The organism is Chromobacterium haemolyticum (assembly GCF_009936155.1).
GTDB lineage: Bacteria > Pseudomonadota > Gammaproteobacteria > Burkholderiales > Chromobacteriaceae > Chromobacterium > Chromobacterium haemolyticum.
Map to the genome: position 1 here is coordinate 4,433,174 of NZ_AP019312.1, position 20,011 is coordinate 4,453,184.

Genomic DNA, 20,011 nt, shown 5'->3' on the forward strand with positions numbered 1-20,011 from the left:
CCGCCATGCAGCCAGACCCCGCCCCCGACAGCGCCCGACAACTGCGCGCGATCTGGATTTCCGACGTCCACCTCGGCACCTCCGGCTGCCGCGCCGACCACCTGCTGGATTTCCTGCGTTTCCACGAATCCGAATACCTGTACCTGGTCGGCGACATCGTCGACGGCTGGCAACTGAAAAAATCCTGGTACTGGAAACAAAGCCACAACGATGTGGTACAGAAAGTGCTGCGCAAGGCTCGCAAGGGCACCAAGGTGATCTACGTGCCCGGCAACCACGACGAGGCGGCGCGCCAATACGCCGGACTGGACTTCGGCGGCATCGCCATCCGCCAGGAGGCCGAGCACCGCACCGCCGACGGCAAGCGGCTGCTGATCCTGCACGGCGACGAGTTCGACGGCGTGATTCAATACGCCAAATGGCTGGCCTACGTCGGCGACACCCTATACACCCTGATCCTGGAACTGAACCGCGGCTTCAACTGGGCGCGGCTGAAACTGGGCCTGCCGTACTGGTCGCTGTCGCAATACCTGAAACACAAGGTCAAAAACGCAGTCAACTTCATCAGCAACTTCGAAACCATTCTCGCCGGAGAAGCGCGCCGGCGCGGCTTCGACGGCGTGATCTGCGGCCATATCCACAAGGCCGAGGTACGCGATATCGACGGCATCCTCTACGGCAACAGCGGCGACTGGGTGGAAAGCCTGTCCGCGCTGGTGGAACACCCCGACGGACGGCTGGAAGTGCTGTACTGGACCCAGCTGGGGCAGCCGGCCGCCACGCCGCAACCCCAAGCGGCGCAAGCCGACCACAAGGAACCGACATGCGCATCCTGATCGTCACCGACGCCTGGCTGCCCCAGGTCAACGGCGTGGTCCGCTCGCTGACCGAAACCGCCCGTGAACTGGCCGGCTTCGGACACCAGGTGGAAATGATCACCCCGCAGGCCTTTCGCACTCTGCCCTGCCCCACTTACCCCGACATCCGGCTGTCGCTGTTCCCCTACAGCAAAGTGGCCGCGCGCATCGCCGCCTTCGCCCCGGACGCCGTCCACATCGCCACCGAGGGACCGCTGGGCCTGGCCGCTCGCCGCTATTGCCTGCGCCACGGCCTGGCCTTCTCCACCGCCTACCACACTCGCTTTCCGGAATACGTGCACGCCCGCTGCCGGCTGCCGCTGGCGGTCAGTTACGCCTGGATGCGCCGCTTCCACAACGCCGCCCATTGCGTGATGGTGCCCACCCAATCCATCGCCGACGATTTGACCGCCCGCGGCTTCCGCAACGTCAAGCTGTGGAGCCGCGGCGTGGACACCGCGCTGTTCAGCCCCGGCCCGCGCGATCGGCTGGACGGCACCGCGCCGCCGCGCTTCGTCTACATCGGCCGGGTGGCGGTGGAAAAGAACATCGAAGCCTTCCTCAAGCTGGACTTGCCGGGCAGCAAATGGGTGGTGGGCGACGGCCCACAACTGGCGCGGCTGAAACAGCAATATCAGGACGTCCACTTTGCCGGCATCTTTCCCCAGCATGAGCTGGCGCGTTTCTACCGCGCAGCCGACGTCTTCGTGTTCCCCAGCCTGACCGACACCTTCGGCCTGGTGCTGCTGGAGGCGATGGCCTGCGGCACGCCGGTGGCCGCCTATCCAGTGGCAGGCCCTCTGGACGTAGTGGGCGACAGCGGCGCCGGCGTGCTGGACGCGGATCTGCGCGCCGCCTGCCTCAAGGCGCTGGTGCTGGACCGCGGCCATGTTCGCGCCGTCGCGGAACGTTATTCCTGGCAGGCCGCCAGCCGCCAGTTCGAACAACATTTGCGCCCCGCGCGGCTGGCGCTGGCCGCCCCGCTGCCAGACCCAAAGGCCGGCTGAACCCCTCTTGCATTGGGCGCGGCAGAGTCTTATAGTGGAATGGTCAACACGACAGGGAGGGTTCCGAATGCTTTCACGGCAGAATGCCGGCGGCCATCCAGTGATACACGCGTTGAGCATCGGCCAATAACCACGGCCAGCCAAATCGGCACAGTCCGCAACGCCAAGCCAGCCTCCAAGACGGAGCATCAGCAGTCCCGGCCCGGCCGGTCCGCCAAATTCAGAGTTAGCAAACTTGAAATTACCGTTTGTCGATTTGCCAAATAAGAAAGAAGCGGTTGGTCTTTCTGTGATGTCCATCAAGGACACATGCGCGGCAGCCCGTCATGATGATGGCTCCGCCTCAACACGGCAACGTCATTGAGCTGTCTTCGACAGCCCGCTCTTTGGTAACGGCCTTGCGGCAGTAGTAGTGGTAGTGAAGCCAGCAAGGGTAAAGCGCACAGTATCTCTCCGTATGTTGTCTGAGAGGGCGTCCCGCCATGGTGACGCCCTCTTTCGTTATGGCGAATCGGCAAATAACGCTCAGCGATAAACACATCAGAAAACAATCGTTCAGCTACGTCCGCAATGTCGGTTAACATGCTGTTCCAATTGAATTTAACGCCGATTGCTCCGGATTTTCCCAGCAAGAGCGAGCGGCGAAGCGACAAACCGGTTAAAATCGGCCCCAATACTTTTCGAGCTTCTACTTCATAAATTAGCGAGCAGCAAACCTTATGTCCTCTCCCAACCTGACCTCCGAAAAGGTCCTGTCCGTCCATCACTGGAACGACACCCTGTTCAGCTTCACCTGCACCCGCGACGCCGGTCTGCGCTTCATCAACGGCCAGTTCGTGATGATAGGTCTGGAAGTCAACGGCAAACCGCTGATGCGCGCCTACTCCATCGTTAGCTCCAACTACGAAGAGCACATGGAGTTCTACAGCATCAAGGTTCAGGACGGTCCGCTGACCTCCCGCCTGCAGCACCTGAAGGTGGGCGACACCGTGATGATCAGCAAGAAGCCCACCGGCACCCTGGTGCAGGACAACCTGCTGCCCGGCAAGAACCTCTACCTGCTGTCCACCGGTACCGGCCTCGCCCCCTTCATGTCCATCATCAAAGATCCGGACGTGTACGAGCGTTACGACAAAGTGATTTTGACCCACGGCGTGCGCTGGGTCAGCGAGCTGGGCTACCACGACTACATCACCAAAGAACTGCCGGAAAACGAATTCTTCGGCGAGATGGTGCGCGAAAAACTGATCTACTATCCGACCGTGACTCGCGAACCGTTCCGCAATCAGGGCCGACTGACCGATCTGATCACCAGCGGCAAACTGTGCGCCGACATCGGCCTGCCGCAAATGAACCCGGAACACGACCGCGCGCTGATCTGCGGCAGCCCGTCCATGCTGCACGACCTGTGCGAGATCCTGAACGGCATGGGCTTCAAGGAATCGCCGCGCATGGGCGAACCGGCCGACTACGCGATCGAACGCGCCTTCGTCGAAAAATAAGCCGGCGCCAGACCGCCGCCGCAATAAAAACGCCATCCTTCACGGATGGCGTTTTTCTATTCCAATGGCGGGCCGGCGCTTACTTCAGCACGCTCTCCAGCGCTTTCAGACACAAGGCCACGTTCTCGCGGCGCGCGCCGTAACCCATCAGGCCGATGCGCCAGGCCTTGCCGGCCAAATCACCCAGGCCGCCGCCTATCTCCAGGTTGTACTCCTGCAACAAACGATTGCGCGCGGCGGCGTCGTCTATGCCTTCGGGAATATAGACCGCGTTCAACTGCGGCAGCCGCGCCGCGGCGTCCACCACAAACTTCAGCCCCAACTTTTCCAAGCCGTCGCGCAGAATCAGATGCATATCGCGATGGCGCTGCCAGGCTGCCTCCAGCCCCTCGCCGGCCAACTGACGCAACGACTCATGCAACGCGTACAAGGCGTTCACCGGCGCGGTGTGATGGTAGCTGCGCTTGCCGCCGCCCCAGTAGGCCATCACCAGGGTCTGGTCCAGGAACCAGCTAGGCACCGGGCTTTGCCGCGCCTGCAGCTTGTCCACCGCCGCCGGCGAGAACGACAGCGGCGACAGCCCAGGCACGCAGGACAAACACTTCTGGCTGCCGGAATACACCGCGTCCACGCCCCATTCGTCCACCCGCAGCTCCACCCCGCCCAGCGAAGTCACCGCGTCGACGATGCTCAGGCAGCCGTGGCTCTTGGCCAGCGCGCACAGCGTCTTGGCGTCGGACAGCGCGCCGGTGGAGGTTTCGGCGTGGACAAAAGCCAGGAAACGAGCATCCGGATTGGCTTTCAGCGCGCTCTCCACCGCGTCCGGGTCCACCGGCTGGCCCCAGGGGCTGTCCACCAATACCGGCACCGCGCCCAGCCGCACTACATTCTGGCGCATGCGCTCGCCGAACACGCCGTTGCGACAAACGATGACTTTCTCGCCCGGCTCAACCAGGTTGACGAAGCAGGCCTCCATGCCGGCGGAGCCCGGCGCAGACAGCGCCACTGTCATCGGATTTGCAGTTTGGAACGCGTATTGCAGCAGACTTTTCACCTCGTCCATCATGCCGACGAACAGCGGGTCCAGATGGCCGACGGTGGGGCGGGCCTGAGCGGCCAGCACTTCCGGATAAACATCGGACGGACCCGGTCCCATCAGAATGCGGCGCGGCGGCAGGAAGGCTGAAACTTGCGGGGCGGCTAACATGGAAGCTCCTTAAGCGCGAAATGAACGAAAGCGGTTTCAAGGCCGGAGCATGCGACCGGCATCGAACCGCTCGAGTGTAACAGCATAAGGCCGCCGGGCGCGCCTGTCCCGCCGGCGGTCCCGTTCACAAAGAAAAAGGAGGCCGAAGCCTCCTTTGAGTCTTAGCCTCCCTGAGGGGCCTGTTTTTTTAGCGAGCCAGACGCGAAGTCCGGTTTATTTGGCAGCCGAAGCAGCGGCCTTCTTGGCCTTGCCGGCGTGCTTCTTGTGAGCGGCTTTCTTCTCGACCTTCTTGGCCGGGGCGGAAGCTTCGGCCTTGGCGGCCTGGGCTTTTTGAGCCGGAGCGGAAGCTACTTTCTTGGCGTGCTTGGCGTGCGGCTTTTTAGCGGCGTGCTTCTTGGCCGGAGCGGAAGCTTCAGCCTTGGCGGCCTGGGCTTTCTGAGCGGCGGCGGAAGCGGCCTTCTTCGCATGCGGCTTCTTAGCGGCGTGCTTCTTGGCCGGAGAAGAGGCTTCAGCCTTGGCGGCCTGGGCTTTTTGCGCCGGAGCGGAAGCGGCTACCTTTTCGCCTTTCTTGGCGTGGTGGATCTTGGCCGGGTGCTTTTCAACTTTCTTGGCGGCCGGAGCCATTTTGGCTACCGGAGCGGAAGCGGCCGGCTTGGCGGTTTCGGCGGCGAAACCAGCGGCGGAGCTCAGGCCGAAAGCGGCGGTCAGGGCAAGCAGAGTCAGTTTGTTCATGATGCATCTCCAGTTTCAGGCTTGGGAGCCTGGGCTCCCGTTCACCGATCAATCGCGCCGGATTCGGCGCTTCCTTGAGACGTATCCTAGCCCTGCCCCCTTCCCGGGTCTGTTAGTCGCTTGTAAGCCCGTGTAACGTCAAGTACGGCGCGCCCTCAAGGCTTCCTCTTAGCCGTCGTCACCTGATACACCCCGCCGAACAAGGTGCGCTTGCTCCAGTCGAAACCGTCGGCCTCTTGCGCATAGTCGCGGATCTCATGATTCCACAGCGCCTCGGCGAACGGCTCCAGCGCGCGGTTCACCCATTTAAGCAGCCAGCCTATCGGCTGCCACGGCTTGGGCCTATGGTAGTCGACGAAGACCGCGCGGCCGCCGGGCGGCACTTGCGACAGCATATTGTCGACGATGGCGCGCTTCAGATGATCCGGCACCTCGTGCAGCAGGAAGAAGCTGCAGATCAAGTTGAAGTCGTCGGATTCCAGCCGGTAATTGCCGGCGTTGGCGCGCACCACCGCGGCTTGAGGACGATCGCGCAGCTTGCGCTCGGCGTGTTCTATCTGCACCGGGGTGATGTCGGTGAGCACGAAGCGCCCGTCCTGGCCCGCCCGGTCCGCGGCCCGCTGCACCAGGTCGCCGTAGACATGGGCTACCTGCCACACCTTGTCGCCGGGCCGGATCTGCTCAAGATAGGCGCGCATCAGTCTTTGATCGTTGAAGAACAGCAACACGCGCACAACCAGGTTGCGATCCAGCCAGCCGGCCTTGCGCGGGTTGACGTAAGCCCAGTCGTATACCTGGGTCATATATTCCGGCACGCCCTCGTAATACGGGTCTACCGGCAGCTTGGGGTGGTTTTGGGTCATCGCGCAGCCATCTGAAAGCAAGAAAGCTCCAGACTAGCAAAACCGGCCGGCGATATTTTTGAGGCAAGCCAAGAAAGCTGGCGGATAGGCCGGCGGCAGCCGGCCTTTAGAATGGCGGAGACACTCAATCCGCCAGCGTCAGCACCACCGGAGTATGGTCCGACGGCCGCTCCCACTTGCGCGGCGCCTTGTCGATCACGCAGTCCAGCGCCCGCGGCTTCAACGCGTCGCTTACCAGGATATGGTCGATGCGCACGCCCTTGTTGCGGCGGAACATCATCGCGCGGTAATCCCACCAGCTGTATTGCTTCTCCTCCTGATTGAACAGTCGGAAGCTGTCGCTCAGGCCCAACGCGATCAGACGGCGGAAGGAGTCGCGCTCCGGCGTGCTGCACAGCACTTGCTCGTGCCAGCTTTCCGGGTCATACACATCGCGGTCTTCCGGAGCGATATTGTAGTCGCCCAACAGCAGCAGCTGCGGGTGGCGCTGCAACTCGGCGGCGACATAGCGCTCCAGATTGGCCAGCCATTCCAGCTTGTACGGATACTTGGGCGAATCCACCGCCTCGCCGTTGACGAAATAGCCGCAGATCACCCGGATGCCGTTCACCGTGGCGGCAATCACCCGGCGCTGCTCGTCTCCGTAATCCGGGATGCCGCACACCACGTCCTCCAGCTCCAGCGGCGCGCGGACCAGAATGGCCACGCCGTTGTAGGTTTTCTGGCCGAACCAGGCGGCGCGGTAGCCGGCCGCTTCGATCTCGGCCAGCGGAAACACATCCTGATCCATTTTCAGTTCTTGCAGGCAGAGCACATCCACCGGGCTGTCGGACAACCATTGGATCACCTGCGGCAGGCGGACCTTGAGGGAATTGACGTTCCAGGTGGCAAAACGCATCGGTGGGCTCTCCAAATGTTTTTCATGCAAAGGCCGACACCATAACCGCAGCGCGCGGCACTGCCAAGCTTTGGGCGGCGACAGTCTCTGACGTCGATTATTTAATGGTTGATTAAACAAAAGTGTTTAAACAAATAAACAACAGCCGGACGACGGGAATTTGCCAAGGCCCGGAATGCCCGCCTATGATCGAAAGCGTCGTTGTAACCGGAGCAAGTTCTTGACTATCAAGCACAAGCAGCACGACGCGCAACAGGCATTATGCCCGACGCGCAATCCCAACCGTCCTCGTCTGGCGCCGTTGACGCCGCCCTTCTCGATGCGAACTCCCACCTTCCAGCGCCGCCACATCTTGCAGCCGCTGACGCCGTCCGCCAAACCAGAGCGAGATAGCTGAATCTTTTAGCCGCGCGATCCGCGGCAAAAAAAAGGCGCCTCCGTCTACACGGAGGCGCGCAATAGACACTATATCAATCTACCCTGATATGCGTCTGGCTCGCTTGCTGCTCTGGAGATAACCCACTGAGCAAAAAATTAGAGCCGCGACACTTCACAAGAGTTCCGACAAAGACCGGAATATTTTTCCCCCGGCATAAAACGGCCGTTTCAAACCGTCTCCACCATGCCGGAATGGCGCAGCAAGGCGTCGATCTGCGGGTCGCGGCCGCGGAAAGCGCGGAAGGACTCCAGCGCCGGGCGGCTGCCGCCCACCGCCAGAATCTCGTCCCAGAAGCGCTTGCCAGTGTCCGGGTTAGCGCCGCCGGCCTCCTCGAAAGCCGCATAGGCGTCCGCGGACAGCACTTCCGCCCATTTGTAGCTGTAATAGCCGGCCGAATAGCCGCCGGCGAAGATATGGCTGAAGCTGTTGGGAAAGCGGTTGTAAGCCGGCGGGAAGTTCACCGCCACCTCGCGGCGCACTTCATCCAGCAAGGCCAGCCAGTCGCCCTTGTCGGCGTCGAATACGCTGTACAGCTGCAGGTCGAACAGCGCGAACTCCAGCTGGCGCACCGTAGCCATGCCGCTCTGGAAGTTCTTGGCCGCCAGCATCTTGTCGAACAGCTCGCGCGGTAAAGTCGCCCCGCTGTCCACATGGCTAGTCATGCCCTGCACTACGTCCCATTCCCAGGCGAAGTTTTCCAGGAACTGGCTGGGCAACTCCACCGCGTCCCACTCCACGCCGTTGATGCCCGCCACGCCCAATTCATCGACGCGGGTCAGCATGTGATGCAGACCGTGGCCGAACTCGTGGAACAAGGTGATCACTTCATCGTGGGTGAACAGCGCCGGCTTGTCGCCCACCGGACGGGTGAAGTTGCAGGTCAGATAGGCGATAGGCGTCTGCACCTGGCCGCTCTTGCTGCGGCGGCCGCGCGCGTCGTCCATCCAGGCGCCGGAACGCTTGCCGTCGCGGGCGTACAGGTCGAAATAGAAGCTGCCGACCAACTGGCCGTCCTTATGGATGTCGAAGAAGCGCACGTCCGGATGCCAGACCGGCGCGCTGCTTGGGCGCACTTCCACGCCAAACAGTGTGGACACCACGCCGAACAGGCCGGGCAGCACCTTGCTTTCCGGGAAGTACTGTTTGACCTCCTGCTCGGAGAAGGCGTAGCGCGCCACGCGCAGCTTTTCCGCGGCGTAGGCCAGATCCCAGGCTTCCAGCTTAGCCAGACCCAGTTCGGCGGCGGCGAAGGCTTCCAGTTCCTGGCGGTCCTTGACCGCGAACGGTTTGGCGCGCGCGGCCAGGTCGCGCAGGAAGGCAATCACCTGTTCCGGGCTTTCCGCCATCTTGGTGAACAGCGATAGTTCGGCGAAGTTGGCGAAGCCCAGCAGCTGTGCCTCCTCGCGCGCCAGTTTCAGCTTTTCGCGGATGATGGGGCTGTTGTCGCGTTCGGCCGGGCCGAACTCCGAGGCGCGCTGCACATTGGCCTGGTACAGCTTTTCGCGCAGCGCGCGGTTGTCCGCGTACTGCAACACCGGGAAGTAGAACGGGAATTGCAGCGTGATCTTGTAGCCGCTCTTGTCGTCGCCGGCCGCGGCGGCGGCGAACAGTTCCAGCGAATCCTCGGGCACGCCGGACAGCTCGGCCTTGTCCTCGATGTACAGGCTGAAGGCGTCGGTGGCGTCCAGCACATTCTGCTCGAACTTGGCGGACAGCTCGGCCAGCCGCGTCTGAATGGCGGCGAAACGCTCTTTCTCCGCCTGCGGCAGTTCCGCGCCGGACAGGCGGAAATCACGCAGATCGTTGGAAACGATTTTCTTGCGCGCCGCGCTGTAGCCGTCATGCTCGGGACTGGCCGCCAGCGCCTTGAAGCGAGCGTACAAATCCAGGTTCTGGCCCATCTCGGTCCAAAACTCAGAAATGCGCGGAATATTGGCGTTGTAAGCCTCGCGCAGCTCCGGCGTGTTCACCACCGCGTTCAAATGGCCCACCACGCCCCAGGCGCGGCCCAGATGCTCGGTGGCGTCGGTCAGCGGATCGACGAAGCTTTCCCAGCTGGGCGCGCCCTGCTCCGCGGTCAGCCGCGCCACCGCGGCGCGCGCGGCGGACAGCAATTCGTCGATGGCGGGGGAAATGTGCTCCGGTTTGATCTCCGCGAAACGGGTCAGTCCGGAAAAGTCCAGCAAGGGGTTCTGGCTCATATTGGCATCCTGTGGGGGTATGATGGGAACTTTACCCGATTTCAGATGAGGACAGACCGATGAAAAGCAATATCCGCCCTTATGACGGGCATCAGCCGCAAATCCACGACAGCTGCTACATCGACCCGGCTGCGGTGGTCATCGGCGAAGTCTCGTTGGCGGAAGGCGCCTCGGTCTGGCCCTACGCCGTGATCCGCGGCGACGTCAACGCCATCAGCATTGGCGAGAACTCCAACATCCAGGATTTCGCCATGCTGCACGTCAGCCACAGAAGCGCCGCGGACCCGGCCGGCGCGCCGCTGGTGATAGGCCGCAACGTCACCATCGGCCACCACGTCACCCTGCACGGCTGCACCATAGGCGACGAAGTGCTGGTCGGCATCGGCAGCATCGTGCTGGACCGCGCGGTGATCGAACCGCGGGTGCTGATCGGCGCCGGTAGCCTGGTGCCGCCGGGCAAGCGGCTGGAGTCCGGCTATCTTTACCTGGGCAACCCGGTCAAGCAGGCGCGGCCGCTGACCGACAAAGAACTGGCCTACTTCCAATACTCCGCCGAACACTACCTGCGCGTGGCGGCCAAGCACAAACCCAATCTGGAGGACTGAAGATGCAAGAGGGCACGGAAGAACTGGAATACGTCGGCTTCTGGCTGCGGGTGCTAGCCAGTCTGGTCGACACCCTGCTGCTGTGCCTCGTGTTGGCTCCGGCGATCTGGCTGCTGGCCAGCGCAGGCGGCGAAACCAGCCGCGTGGCGGAAAGCGGCGACGGCTGGATGATGCAGGCCTTCATGATGCAAGGCCGCTTTGAGTTGAGCCCGTTGGCCGGCCTGATGATCAACTGGGTGCTGCCCGCGGCGGCGGTGCTGGCCTTCTGGTGGTTCAAGAGCAGCACGCCGGGCAAGATGCTGCTGGGCGCTCGCATCGTGGACGCCAAAACCGGCGCGCCGATGACGCCGGGGCAAGCGGCGCTGCGCTATCTAGGCTACTTCGTATCCTGCTTCCCCTTCTTGCTGGGCCTGATCTGGGTAGGCCTGGACGCCCGCAAACAGGGTTGGCACGACAAGATCGCCGGCACCGTGGTGGTGCGGGCCAAGCGCCTGGGCAAACAGCCTGTGCGCTTTGAGCAACAAGCCTGATTTTCCCTCGCGCCGCCAGCCCCGGCGGCGCGATTTTCTACCCCTCCCCACCCTAAGCCCGCGCGCAAGCCCCATCCCCTCTTTATTTCCAACTGCCATTAAGTACGGCTGAAAATAAAATCAAAGGTTATATAACTACAGGGCAGCAGCGGTTACCGCCGCGGCTCGCACATCGCCATTGGGCCTGGACGTCCCACCAGACGCTCCAACTTCTCATCTGATGTTATTGATCTCAAGGAGTCCAAACATGACTATCGATCGCGATCAAAAATCCGGCCTGTTCATCGTCAGCTACAACGTCAACAAACCCGGCCAAGCGGGCGGCCTGAACCTGCGGCTGGACCTGACCGTATACACCCCGTCGCGCCATATCACCGGCCGCGCCACCATCACCCACGCCACGCTGCAGCCGCTGGTGTTCGAGCACCCGATCCAGGGCCGCTACGAAGAGCAGGGCCGCGACATCGAACTGCATCTGGTGGGCGCGCCGCGCCTGCACGAGCAGCACGCGCAAAACCAGGCCCACGCCGCCGGCCACGCGCTGCTGGAACAGTTCTTCTTCGACGGTCAACTGAAAGACGGCTGGCAAGCCGGCAACAACTCCAAGGCGCGCTACGCCTTCTTCCAGAACCAGCAATGGCACGAGCAGCTGGGTCAGGAAGTACGGCTGGCGGATGAAATCAACAACGCGATCAAAGCGCTGAACCTGCGCTAAGAACAGGTTTACGATTTCGCGAGCTAAGGCGAGACAAGGCGAAAACGGCTGAGAAAGCGGAATGTACGAGTGGTACATGAGCATTTCGAAGCGGATTTCAACGCCGTATCGCCGACGCGCAGCAGATCGTAAACATGGTTCTAAGCGCATGCGCCCGGTTCCCTAACCGGGCCATCCATCAGTACCCGAAGCCCGCCCCCAGGCGGGCTTCGGGCGTTTTGGCGCTGGCTCAGGCGCGTATTCCGTCGAACTGATCGTCCAACGCCTGGCAAGCCTCGGCCAAGCGTTGCTGCACCGGCTCCAGCAAGGCCCACAGCGTACGGCCCGGCAATTGCGCCTGTCCGCTCAAGCTCAGCAGTTGCAGCAGCAAGGCCAAAGCCTGCTTGCACTGGATGACGTGGTCCAGGATGTCGTCGATTTCACCGATCGCGTGGTCCAGCCAGGCTAGTTGAGTGTCGATCAAGGCCAGGCTCTCGTGCTCCATCCGCATCTGATGCAGACGGCTCAAGGTGCGGGCCAGCTCCCGGCGCGGGCTCTGGGAGGAGGCGGCAAGTGGCAGCGCAGTCATGGCCGGGCCTCCTCAGAGTGCGGAGACGGCAAGGGGGACGGTAATGAGAAATGAGACAAATAGCGGATGAGCATGGGGCCTCCTTCTTCGAAAAGATCGGCCCGACACCCGTTTCCACTCAGGTGGCGGGCAGGTGACAGGGGTGGAAAACCGACAAGAAGGCAATCGGCAGGCGCTAGGGCCTCCCTGCCACCCCCCGCCTTGCAGGCGTGGAATGGCCACCAGACGCGCGCATACAACGCGTCTGCCTTCTTACAGCAATACGGGTTTCCACTCCCGGTGCCGCTATGGCGGCAGCACGGCAAGGATTGTTACTTGCTTGTCCATCAGGGTCAAGGCCATGGCGGCCACCGTTCCCGGCTAAGCCGCGGGAACATCTGCCACACATGGGGGAAAACAGGCACGTGACAGGGTTAGCGAACCGGCGCACTGAGAACCGGCAGACCATCAAGGTCTTCCTGCCACGGCCTGCCATAGGAAACACAACTACATTGCTTTAAATAGGTGCGAGAAAACCACCCTCGACAGAGGAATGCATACATTCAGGTCGCCAAGTCCGGCTCCGCCAATTGAACGGCACGGCCAAGATTGTACTTGCCGGTTCATCAGGGTCAAAGCCATGGCGACCGGCGTAAAAACAACACCCCGGCTGGGCGGGGTGTTGGCCTGCAATGGACGAAGCCGCGCGGAAGTCCTCTACCCGTCGCCCTCGTCCCGGCCGTCCTCGACATCGTCCCGGGCCTGGAAGAACACATGCTTGAACACATCCAGCCGCACCGGGTCCAGACGCCGCTCCGCGGCGCTCAAAATCGCCTCAGGGTCAAAGTCGTTGTCGGACTCGTAGACGAAAAACGGCTCTTCGTCGTCGATCTCGTACACGGAAATGACCAATACGCCATTCGTCCGCAGTTCCAGCTTGAGCTGCGCCATGGGAATGGCGCTGCCCACCAAGTCGCGTTCTTCCATTTCAAACCCGCCTTCTCACTACGCCCATGCCTCCTCCTCAGCATAGGCCAGAGACGGCGAACCGCCATTCAAGCGCCCCTGTCCCGCTCAAGCGCGCCATCGCCGCTTGCCCGCCCCGGTATTAAGGACTGGCATGCGACGCTTGCTGATCGCTCCGCGCTCGCCTATCTTCACAATCTAAATGTCATTAAATTAGGTAGTTTAATTGCCATTTGTATAAATAGGCGACATTTACGCGCCATTTCACGACGCTAACGCCTCGCCGGCAAAGCCGACCGCTTGCCGACGGTTCTCAACCATTACCTGAAGGAATGCCATGAATCCCCCACTCAACTTCCTGTTCCGCCGCGTCGCGGCCTTGCTGGCCGTCAGCGCGCTGTCTCTGACCGCCGGCGGCGCGCTGGCGGCCAACATCAGCGGCAGCCTGCCCAATTACAAAAACAGCGGCATCACCTTTAACTACGTGGAGCAAAAGAGCGGCGGCTCCGGCCCCGGCGCGCGCGGCATCCGCATTTACATCGCCGGCGGCCGGGACCAGAGCTACAAATTCAATCCCAACCCCCACGACGACCCTTGGTACAACAAGAACCAGACTAAGTTCTACCGCCAGGCGGCCGAGGCGCTGGCGGACGCTTACCTCGCCAAGAACCCGAATCCGGCCTTCCCGCGATATGGCTTCAAGTCCACGATCAACGGCATCGAGTACAGCTACAACCAGCCATGAGCGGCGGTGCCCGCCCAATAGAAAAAAGCCGCCCCTAGGGGCGGCTGCATGGTCTGGCTCAAACCGGCTCGCCGCCGTCCACTCGACGGCGGGTTTGCAGAATGGGCGGCGCCCATTGCTCGCCCGGCCGCTTCTTGCGGGTGGCCAGCGTCAGCTCCGACGGCGCGAAGATATTGATGTTGTGGGTATTCGGCGTAGTGATCAGGTACTGCGCCTCGGTGGCTTTGAGGAAGCCGGCGACGCGGTCGATGTTGAAGATGTCCAGATGGGCGAACGGTTCGTCGATGAAGACGAAGCCGGACGGGTTGGACTCGTCCATCATCAGGCCGATCAACAGGATTAGCGACTTCATCACCTGCTGGCCGCCGGAGGCCTCGCCATCGTTCATGCCCATCAGGCCCTTCTGGTCGAAGTTGAACCTGAGCACCAGCCCTGCCTGGGCCAGCGCGGCGTCGTCGTTGGACAGCTGCGGCAGTTCCACTTCCACCTGGATGCCGGCCAGCTCGCCCAGACGCTTGACGTTTTGGCCGTAGACGCGGACGGTGGCGCGCAACTTGCCCATATAGGCGGCGCGCGCTTCGTCGGTGAGTTCACGCGAGCGGTCCACTTCACTCTGGCGGCGCTGACGTTCGCGGTCCAGAGCGGTCAGATCCTCCACCAGCTTGTCCTTCAAGGCCAGCACGGCTTCGTCCTGCTCCCAGTCGCCGTTTTGCAGCCGCTCTTCCAGGTAGTTGAGCTGATGCTTGGCATCCGCGGCGGTATCGAACTCGCTTTCGAGCGCTGCGACGTTATCCGGCGCTAGCGCCGCATCAGGCAGACGCTCCGCCCATTCGCGCAGTTCGGACAGCAGGCGGCGCACTTGGCGACGCGCCTGCTCCACTTCCTGTTGTTTTTGGCGGAAGGCGGCCAGGCTGTCCTGTTCGCGCTGGCAAACGCGGTCGTGCGCCAACCGAGCGTCGCTGTAGCGCTGATCGGCGGCTTCCTTCTCCGCGCTGACAAGGCCCAGCGCCGCGCCCAAGCGGGCGATTTCGCTTTCCAGCCCCTGCTTGCGCGTTTCCAACGCGGCAAACTCTTCGGCGCGGCTGTCCAGTTGGCGGATGGCGTCCATGCCGCCCAGGTATTCAGCCAAGCCGGCGGCCTCGCGGGTGGCCGCCACCAAGCGCTCTTCGTCGGCCAGGATGCGCGTGTTCAACGCCTTCAAGGCTTCGCGCACCGCCAGCAGCCGCGATTGGCGCGCGGCTTCGCCGAAGGCGAACTCATGCGCCGGCACGCCGATGTGGCGCGCGCCGCGACGTTCGCGGAAGTAGCCGTCGCGGGTGATCCAGTCTCCGCTGACGTCGGCGCCCTGCTCCGCGCTGTCTACGCGGCTGACGCTGTTCAACTGCCGGTACAGCCACTCGGGCGCGTCGGCGGAGAAGCGCACCACTTCCATCAGGCTGCCGGCGTTGGCGCGCGGCGGGCTGCAGCGCTCCGGCACCACGAAGTGGCGATAGCGAAGTTTCTCGCCGATGCGCCAGGCTTCGCGGCGGTCGCTTTCGCGTTCCAGCAGCACCACATGGCGATAGCCGCGCAACAGCGCTTCCACCGCCGCCTGCCAGTTCGGGTCCAGCACTTCCACGATGTCGGACAACATCAGATGGCCAATGCCGGCCTCGTCCAGCGCGGCCTTGAACTGGCGCACGTCTTCCGGCGCGCGGCCGCGGCCGATTTCCAGCGCCTCCAGATGCTGGGAGCTGTCCTGGCGCTGCTTTTTCAGTTCGCGCAGGCCGTCCTTCAATTGCTCGGCTTCGCCGCGCAGCGCGGCCAGCTTATCGGCCAACTGGGCGGCGTCGGCGCCGTATTCCTTGCTGGCCAGCGCTTGCAGCCGGTCCCGTTCCTTGAGCTGACCGGCCACGCCGGCGTGCTCGCCCTTGGCCGCCATGAAGGCTTCCTGCGCGCCGACGCGGGCGGTTTCCGCCGCCTTGCGCGAGGCGTCGGCGGCCACTTCCGCGGCCTTGAGCTTGGCCACCAGCTGCAAGGTGTCGGCATGCTCGCCCCGGGCCTGGTTCAGCGAGTGGAAATTGCCCCGGTAGTTTTTCCAGACATTGCCGAGCGCGGACTTGGCGTCCAGATAGGCCAGCACCGGCAGCGCCTCGTCGCGCAGCCGGGCGATGCCGGTATTCAGCTGCCGCCATTCCAGATAGCGGTTGGCGCGGGTCTTCATGGTTTCCACCCGCGTCTGCAGCGCTTCTTCCTGACGGCTCAGCGATTCCAGTTCCAGCTCGGTGGCGCGTTGCTCGTCGCGGGCGCGCTGGTAGTTGTCCAGCACGTCCTTATCGCCAAAAACCTGGAACACCAGGTCCAGCAGTTGGCGCGGGCTGTATTCGGTGAGTTTGTCGGTATCGCCCTGTTCCAACGCCAGCACTTCGGCTACCGCCGGGGTCAGGCCAGCCATTTCCAACCGGCGGCGGTATTCCTGCACGCCCAGCCATTGGGCCTGGCCTTCGGCCTGCTCCAGCGGCACGTCGCCGTCCAGAATGGCGTAGTGGCGCACCCAGTCCCCGCCTTGCTTCTTGACCCGGCACAGCAAGGTGACAGCGTCCGCGACGATGGGGAAGAAGGGCGTCGGATACAGGCCGCCGCTGGGGCGACGCGGGTTGTCCACCACGCCGCGCAGATAGGCGAAGGGCTCTTTGTTGTTGCGAACGTAGCGCTTGTAATCTCGCTTGCCCGAGCATTTGATCGCCAACAGGGTGCGCATCGCGTCCAGCAAGGTGGTCTTGCCGGAGCCGTTGGGGCCGATGATGGTGACGATCTGCGCGTCCAACGGCACGGTCAGCCGCTGCCAGAAGTCCCAGTGCACCATTTCCACCGATTTCATCTGGAACATCAGCGCGTCTCCTCGTGGGCCGCGTCCTCGTCCGGCGGCAGGTCAAACAGCGGGCCGGCGGAGTCGTCGGCGTCCGCGGCGGCATCTGCCTCGTCCTCGGTCGCTTCCGCGCGCTTGTCGGCCAGCGCGTCGCGGCCTTCGCGGCGCAGCAGCACATCGGCCAGCGCGCCTTCGATGATGCGCGGCGCCAGCTGGGCGTAGTCGATCATCAGGTCCAGCATCGGCCCTTCGTCCAGCCAGCGGTTGCGGCGCACGATGAAGCCCAGGTTGACCAGGCGGCCCAGGTTGGCGTTGAAACGGGTGCGGCCGCCCAGCGCCTTGCCGAAGTCGGCGTAAAGCGCGTCCTCGGACACGCCGGTGGACACGGCCTCGCCGGTTTCCAGCGGCTTTTGCGCGCCGAACATATCGCTCTGATTTTCCTTGCCGGCCTCCACGCGGGCGATCTGGCGCTCGCGCTTGGGCAGAATGATCAAGGACCACAGGATGACCAGCAACGCCACGCCGTCGCGCGGCAGGCCCAGGTTGTTGTTGAGCCAGGCGTCGCCGGAGCCAAACACCGGCTCGGTCATTTCCGGCAGCAGCGCCACGGCCACATGCTCGGCGTAGGGGTTCTCCACCAAGCGCAGGCCGACGGCGGCCAGGCTCTTGTCCAACTCTAGGCGGAAGCTGTCGTCCAGCAGCGCCTTCTTCGCCAGCGCGTCGCCGCGCGGCACCACCCGGTGCGCCAGCAGACGGGCGGTCAGGGTTTTGATTTCTGTTTCCATTAAGAACCTTTTTGCGCCGCGGCCACCAAGCGCGCGTCGGACAGCGACGCCACTTCCGGGTGGTCCGGCTCGATCACGCGCTCGCCGCCTTGCAGGCTGAACGGCAGCTTGGCCAGCGCGGCGACGATGCTTTGGTCGTTACTGGTTTCCGGGTCGCCGATCAAAGACAGCAGCGACAGCCGGTAGGCGGTTTCGTTGTAACTGTCGGCCAGCACAGCCTGGCTGATGTGGGCGTCGGCCGCGCCGGACATGCCCAGCTCCAGCAAGGCGTCGTACATGGCCTCGGCCTCCAGCAAGCGCTCCATTTCCGGCGCGTCGGCCAGCGGCGCGGCTTCCCCACCCGGCAGCGTCATGGAGCCGGCCTTGGCGCGCTCCCGCGCCAGCAGTTCGAATTCAGCCACGTCGGCCAGCTCCGGCGTGGACAGGAAGGCGGGCTCGGGGGCGATGGACAGACAGGCGTCCAGCTTGTGCGCCAGCTGGCCGGCCGCCATGCGGCGCAGCCAGTCCGCGATGTCGGTGGAGGTGAGGCCGGAACCGCCCAGGTGCACGCGCTGCGAGGCCAATTGCGCCAGCCGGCGCTCAAACGTGCCGGCCAGCGCCAGCATGCGGCTTTGCGCCAGCGCGATGGCCTGGGCCTGATTGAGCACCAGCAGGCTCAGCGTGTCGTCCTGGGTCAGGCTCTTAACCACTTCGGTGGATTTGGCCACCCAGCGCCACACCGCTTCCAAGCGGTGCTGGGCGGCGCGGATACGGAATTCGGATTGCGACTCCAGCGCTTCCTCGAATTCCGCGTACAGTTCGTTCAAGCGCGCCAGCAGGTGTTTGAGCGCCTCGTCGGACACCTGGCCCACCGCCTGGCCGGCGGCCACTTGGCTGGTCAGATAGCCCAGCTCCACATCGTCGCCGGCAAAATCCACCATGGTGGCCAGCGCCGCCAGCGCGACGCGCGCGCCTTCGGACAGCTGGTAGACGCCGCCGTCGCTGTCGTAAACCAGAAGGCCGCCTTCGCGCAGCCGGCCCAGAATGGTGGCCAGCTTGGTGTCGTTCAAATAGGCGAAACGCTGGGCGATTTCCTGCGGCGTCCATAGCGGCGCTTCGGCTCGGCCGCCCAGTTCCCGCAACACCAGCAGCCGCATCAGCACTTCTTCGTCGCCACCGCGAAACAGGGTGACGAAGACGGCGAGATAAGGCCAGGCGCCGGTCAGGCGCGACACCGCCTGCAAGGAGGCGGGCTCGATGCCGGGCTGGAAGAAGTCGGAGAGAGAATCCAAGGGCACTCCACCACGCACGCGGGCGTGGAATGGCAAAAGCCATGATTGTCCGGGGGGCATGGTCGTTCGTCAACGCATGTCCGCGCGGCGGCCCTATCTTGCCTCGGCAGGTTTGGAATAAGATTCCACGACCGAGCCGCACACCGTAAGAGGAGAACCCATGTACACCCACCGCCAGCCCTTGCTGTCGCCCAGCCTGGGCAGCCAGCGCGATCTGACCAGCTTCCATTTCGGCGTGCCGCAAAGCGGCCAGAAAATCTATATCCAGGCCAGCCTGCACGCCGACGAATTGCCCGGCATGCTGACCGCCTGGCACTTGAAGCAAGGCTTGCAGCGACTGGACGCCGCCAGCCTGCTGCGCGGCGAGGTGATCCTGGTGCCGGTGGCCAACCCCATCGGCCTGAACCAGAACCAGAGCGAAAAGCTGCTGGGGCGTTTCGATCTGCAAACCGGCCAGAACTTCAACCGCTATTACCCGGTGCTGTCCGAAACGATTTTCGAGGCGGTGAAAGGACAGCTGGGCCGCGACGGCAAGGCCAATACCGCGCTGATCCGCGCGGAAGCGCGCCAGCAATTGGGCGCGCTGCGCGCCGACAGCGAGCTGCAGTCGCTGCGCCACACGCTGATGAAGCTGGCCTTCGACGCTGACGTGGTGCTGGATCTGCACTGCGACTGCCGCGCCGGCCTGCACCTGTACACCGGCACCCCGCTATGGGAACAATGCGAGCCGCTGTCGCGCTATCTGGGCGCTTGCGCCACCCTGCTGGCCACCGACTCCGGCGACCATCCCTTCGACGAAGCCTGCAGCCAGCTGTGGTGGCAACTGCGCGATCTGGCGACGGCTGAAGGCCTGGACGCGCAGATCGACATGGCCTGCCTGGCGGTAACGGTGGAACTGCGCGGAGAAAGCGACGTCCATCACGATTACGCGCGCCAGGACGCGGAAGGCATCCTCAACTTCCTGCGCCACCGCGGCGTCATCGCCGAAGCCGCGCCGCCGCTGCCGGAACTGCCCTTCCCCGCCACGCCGCTGGCCGGTTCGGAAAACCTGTACGCACCACATGCTGGCGTGGTGGTGTATCACGCCCAACCGGGCAGCGAGGTGGCCAGCGGCGAACTGCTGGCCGAAGTCATCGACCCGATCAGCGATCGCTGCAGCGAGATCCGCGCCAACCGCCCGGGCATGTTGTACGCCACCAGCGCCCGCACCTACACCACCACCGGCCTGTCACTGGCCAAGGTGGCCAGCCGCGAGGCCTTTAAATCCGGCAAGCTGTTGTCGGCCTGACCTTG

The 20,011-nt window shown here is 63.5% G+C and carries 19 protein-coding genes; 9 read left to right on the forward strand and 10 right to left on the reverse strand.

What is annotated here, in order from left to right:
* Positions 1–5: 5 nt before the first annotated feature.
* The 3 genes from GYH29_RS20440 (at position 6) to GYH29_RS20450 (ending at position 3,366) form a co-directional block, all read left to right on the forward strand.
* Positions 6–836, forward strand: coding sequence for a UDP-2,3-diacylglucosamine diphosphatase (locus GYH29_RS20440; RefSeq protein WP_019104204.1), 831 nt, complete (start codon positions 6–8; stop codon positions 834–836).
* Positions 824–1,864: a glycosyltransferase family 4 protein gene (locus GYH29_RS20445; RefSeq protein ID WP_161524306.1), complete on the forward strand. Its 1,041-nt coding sequence runs from the start codon at positions 824–826 to the stop codon at positions 1,862–1,864. Before GYH29_RS20440 ends, GYH29_RS20445 begins: the two co-directional genes overlap by 13 nt.
* A gap of 719 nt (positions 1,865–2,583) precedes the next feature.
* Positions 2,584–3,366: a ferredoxin--NADP reductase gene (locus tag GYH29_RS20450; protein WP_019104206.1), complete on the forward strand. Its 783-nt coding sequence runs from the start codon at positions 2,584–2,586 to the stop codon at positions 3,364–3,366.
* Between the two features lie 79 nt (positions 3,367–3,445).
* On the opposite strand, the gene GYH29_RS20455 is transcribed toward GYH29_RS20450, so the two are convergent.
* From GYH29_RS20455 to xth, 4 genes are all read right to left on the reverse strand, one after another.
* Entirely contained in the window at positions 3,446–4,573 is a 1,128-nt protein-coding gene (locus tag GYH29_RS20455) for a pyridoxal-phosphate-dependent aminotransferase family protein (protein WP_043589846.1), read from the reverse strand.
* A gap of 213 nt (positions 4,574–4,786) precedes the next feature.
* Positions 4,787–5,305 (reverse strand): acid shock protein, encoded by a 519-nt coding sequence (locus GYH29_RS20460; protein ID WP_161524307.1) that lies wholly within the window; start codon positions 5,303–5,305, stop codon positions 4,787–4,789.
* A 155-nt stretch (positions 5,306–5,460) separates the two neighbouring features.
* Positions 5,461–6,168: a rhodoquinone biosynthesis methyltransferase RquA gene (gene rquA / locus GYH29_RS20465; RefSeq protein ID WP_019104209.1), complete on the reverse strand. Its 708-nt coding sequence runs from the start codon at positions 6,166–6,168 to the stop codon at positions 5,461–5,463.
* A 124-nt stretch (positions 6,169–6,292) separates the two neighbouring features.
* Positions 6,293–7,066 carry an exodeoxyribonuclease III gene (gene xth, locus GYH29_RS20470; RefSeq protein WP_161524308.1) on the reverse strand — a complete coding sequence of 258 codons (774 nt, stop codon included), beginning with the start codon at positions 7,064–7,066 and terminating at the stop codon, positions 6,293–6,295.
* Positions 7,067–7,286: 220 nt separating this feature from the next.
* On the opposite strand from xth, the gene GYH29_RS20475 reads away from it, so the two are divergent.
* Positions 7,287–7,463, forward strand: a complete 177-nt coding sequence (locus tag GYH29_RS20475) for a hypothetical protein (protein ID WP_156038958.1) — start codon at positions 7,287–7,289, stop codon at positions 7,461–7,463.
* Positions 7,464–7,672: 209 nt separating this feature from the next.
* On the opposite strand, the gene GYH29_RS20480 is transcribed toward GYH29_RS20475, so the two are convergent.
* Positions 7,673–9,706, reverse strand: a complete 2,034-nt coding sequence (locus GYH29_RS20480; RefSeq protein ID WP_161524309.1) for a M3 family metallopeptidase — start codon at positions 9,704–9,706, stop codon at positions 7,673–7,675.
* Positions 9,707–9,765: 59 nt separating this feature from the next.
* Between GYH29_RS20480 and GYH29_RS20485 the strand changes: the two genes are divergently transcribed.
* The 3 genes from GYH29_RS20485 (at position 9,766) to GYH29_RS20495 (ending at position 11,556) form a co-directional block, all read left to right on the forward strand.
* Positions 9,766–10,311, forward strand: a complete 546-nt coding sequence (locus GYH29_RS20485; protein WP_043589840.1) for a gamma carbonic anhydrase family protein — start codon at positions 9,766–9,768, stop codon at positions 10,309–10,311.
* A gap of 2 nt (positions 10,312–10,313) precedes the next feature.
* Positions 10,314–10,841 carry an RDD family protein gene (locus GYH29_RS20490; protein WP_043589838.1) on the forward strand — a complete coding sequence of 176 codons (528 nt, stop codon included), beginning with the start codon at positions 10,314–10,316 and terminating at the stop codon, positions 10,839–10,841.
* A gap of 247 nt (positions 10,842–11,088) precedes the next feature.
* Positions 11,089–11,556: a DUF1842 domain-containing protein gene (locus GYH29_RS20495; protein WP_043589836.1), complete on the forward strand. Its 468-nt coding sequence runs from the start codon at positions 11,089–11,091 to the stop codon at positions 11,554–11,556.
* 229 nt (positions 11,557–11,785) lie between these two features.
* Here the strand turns inward: GYH29_RS20495 and GYH29_RS20500 are convergent, their stop codons facing one another.
* Both GYH29_RS20500 and GYH29_RS20505 read right to left on the reverse strand, forming a co-directional pair.
* Positions 11,786–12,124 carry a DUF1484 family protein gene (locus tag GYH29_RS20500; protein ID WP_161524310.1) on the reverse strand — a complete coding sequence of 113 codons (339 nt, stop codon included), beginning with the start codon at positions 12,122–12,124 and terminating at the stop codon, positions 11,786–11,788.
* A gap of 696 nt (positions 12,125–12,820) precedes the next feature.
* Positions 12,821–13,090: a hypothetical protein gene (locus GYH29_RS20505; protein ID WP_161524311.1), complete on the reverse strand. Its 270-nt coding sequence runs from the start codon at positions 13,088–13,090 to the stop codon at positions 12,821–12,823.
* Positions 13,091–13,406: 316 nt separating this feature from the next.
* On the opposite strand from GYH29_RS20505, the gene GYH29_RS20510 reads away from it, so the two are divergent.
* Positions 13,407–13,814 (forward strand): hypothetical protein, encoded by a 408-nt coding sequence (locus GYH29_RS20510; protein WP_052051903.1) that lies wholly within the window; start codon positions 13,407–13,409, stop codon positions 13,812–13,814.
* 58 nt (positions 13,815–13,872) lie between these two features.
* Here the strand turns inward: GYH29_RS20510 and GYH29_RS20515 are convergent, their stop codons facing one another.
* Genes GYH29_RS20515 through GYH29_RS20525 form a run of 3 tightly spaced genes read right to left on the reverse strand, consistent with a single transcriptional unit; the run spans position 13,873 to position 18,724 of the window.
* Entirely contained in the window at positions 13,873–16,683 is a 2,811-nt protein-coding gene (locus GYH29_RS20515; protein ID WP_043589832.1) for an ATP-binding protein, read from the reverse strand.
* Positions 16,683–17,447 (reverse strand): hypothetical protein, encoded by a 765-nt coding sequence (locus GYH29_RS20520; RefSeq protein WP_019104220.1) that lies wholly within the window; start codon positions 17,445–17,447, stop codon positions 16,683–16,685. The genes GYH29_RS20515 and GYH29_RS20520 overlap by 1 nt, the downstream gene beginning before the upstream one ends.
* Positions 17,447–18,724 carry a hypothetical protein gene (locus tag GYH29_RS20525; RefSeq protein ID WP_232060427.1) on the reverse strand — a complete coding sequence of 426 codons (1,278 nt, stop codon included), beginning with the start codon at positions 18,722–18,724 and terminating at the stop codon, positions 17,447–17,449. Before GYH29_RS20525 ends, GYH29_RS20520 begins: the two co-directional genes overlap by 1 nt.
* A gap of 154 nt (positions 18,725–18,878) precedes the next feature.
* Between GYH29_RS20525 and GYH29_RS20530 the strand changes: the two genes are divergently transcribed.
* Positions 18,879–20,006, forward strand: coding sequence for a succinylglutamate desuccinylase/aspartoacylase family protein (locus GYH29_RS20530; protein WP_161524312.1), 1,128 nt, complete (start codon positions 18,879–18,881; stop codon positions 20,004–20,006).
* The last annotated feature ends 5 nt before the right edge of the window (positions 20,007–20,011 follow it).

Coding starts and splice junctions, on each gene's coding strand:
- GYH29_RS20440 (WP_019104204.1), top strand. CDS start 6: ATGCAGCCAGACCCCGCCCCCGACAGCGCCCGACAACTGCGCGCGATC.
- GYH29_RS20445 (WP_161524306.1), top strand. CDS start 824: ATGCGCATCCTGATCGTCACCGACGCCTGGCTGCCCCAGGTCAACGGC.
- GYH29_RS20450 (WP_019104206.1), top strand. CDS start 2,584: ATGTCCTCTCCCAACCTGACCTCCGAAAAGGTCCTGTCCGTCCATCAC.
- GYH29_RS20455 (WP_043589846.1), bottom strand. CDS start 4,573: ATGTTAGCCGCCCCGCAAGTTTCAGCCTTCCTGCCGCCGCGCCGCATT.
- GYH29_RS20460 (WP_161524307.1), bottom strand. CDS start 5,305: ATGAACAAACTGACTCTGCTTGCCCTGACCGCCGCTTTCGGCCTGAGC.
- rquA (WP_019104209.1), bottom strand. CDS start 6,168: ATGACCCAAAACCACCCCAAGCTGCCGGTAGACCCGTATTACGAGGGC.
- xth (WP_161524308.1), bottom strand. CDS start 7,066: ATGCGTTTTGCCACCTGGAACGTCAATTCCCTCAAGGTCCGCCTGCCG.
- GYH29_RS20480 (WP_161524309.1), bottom strand. CDS start 9,706: ATGAGCCAGAACCCCTTGCTGGACTTTTCCGGACTGACCCGTTTCGCG.
- GYH29_RS20485 (WP_043589840.1), top strand. CDS start 9,766: ATGAAAAGCAATATCCGCCCTTATGACGGGCATCAGCCGCAAATCCAC.
- GYH29_RS20490 (WP_043589838.1), top strand. CDS start 10,314: ATGCAAGAGGGCACGGAAGAACTGGAATACGTCGGCTTCTGGCTGCGG.
- GYH29_RS20495 (WP_043589836.1), top strand. CDS start 11,089: ATGACTATCGATCGCGATCAAAAATCCGGCCTGTTCATCGTCAGCTAC.
- GYH29_RS20500 (WP_161524310.1), bottom strand. CDS start 12,124: ATGACTGCGCTGCCACTTGCCGCCTCCTCCCAGAGCCCGCGCCGGGAG.
- GYH29_RS20505 (WP_161524311.1), bottom strand. CDS start 13,090: ATGGAAGAACGCGACTTGGTGGGCAGCGCCATTCCCATGGCGCAGCTC.
- GYH29_RS20510 (WP_052051903.1), top strand. CDS start 13,407: ATGAATCCCCCACTCAACTTCCTGTTCCGCCGCGTCGCGGCCTTGCTG.
- GYH29_RS20515 (WP_043589832.1), bottom strand. CDS start 16,683: ATGTTCCAGATGAAATCGGTGGAAATGGTGCACTGGGACTTCTGGCAG.
- GYH29_RS20520 (WP_019104220.1), bottom strand. CDS start 17,447: ATGGAAACAGAAATCAAAACCCTGACCGCCCGTCTGCTGGCGCACCGG.
- GYH29_RS20530 (WP_161524312.1), top strand. CDS start 18,879: ATGTACACCCACCGCCAGCCCTTGCTGTCGCCCAGCCTGGGCAGCCAG.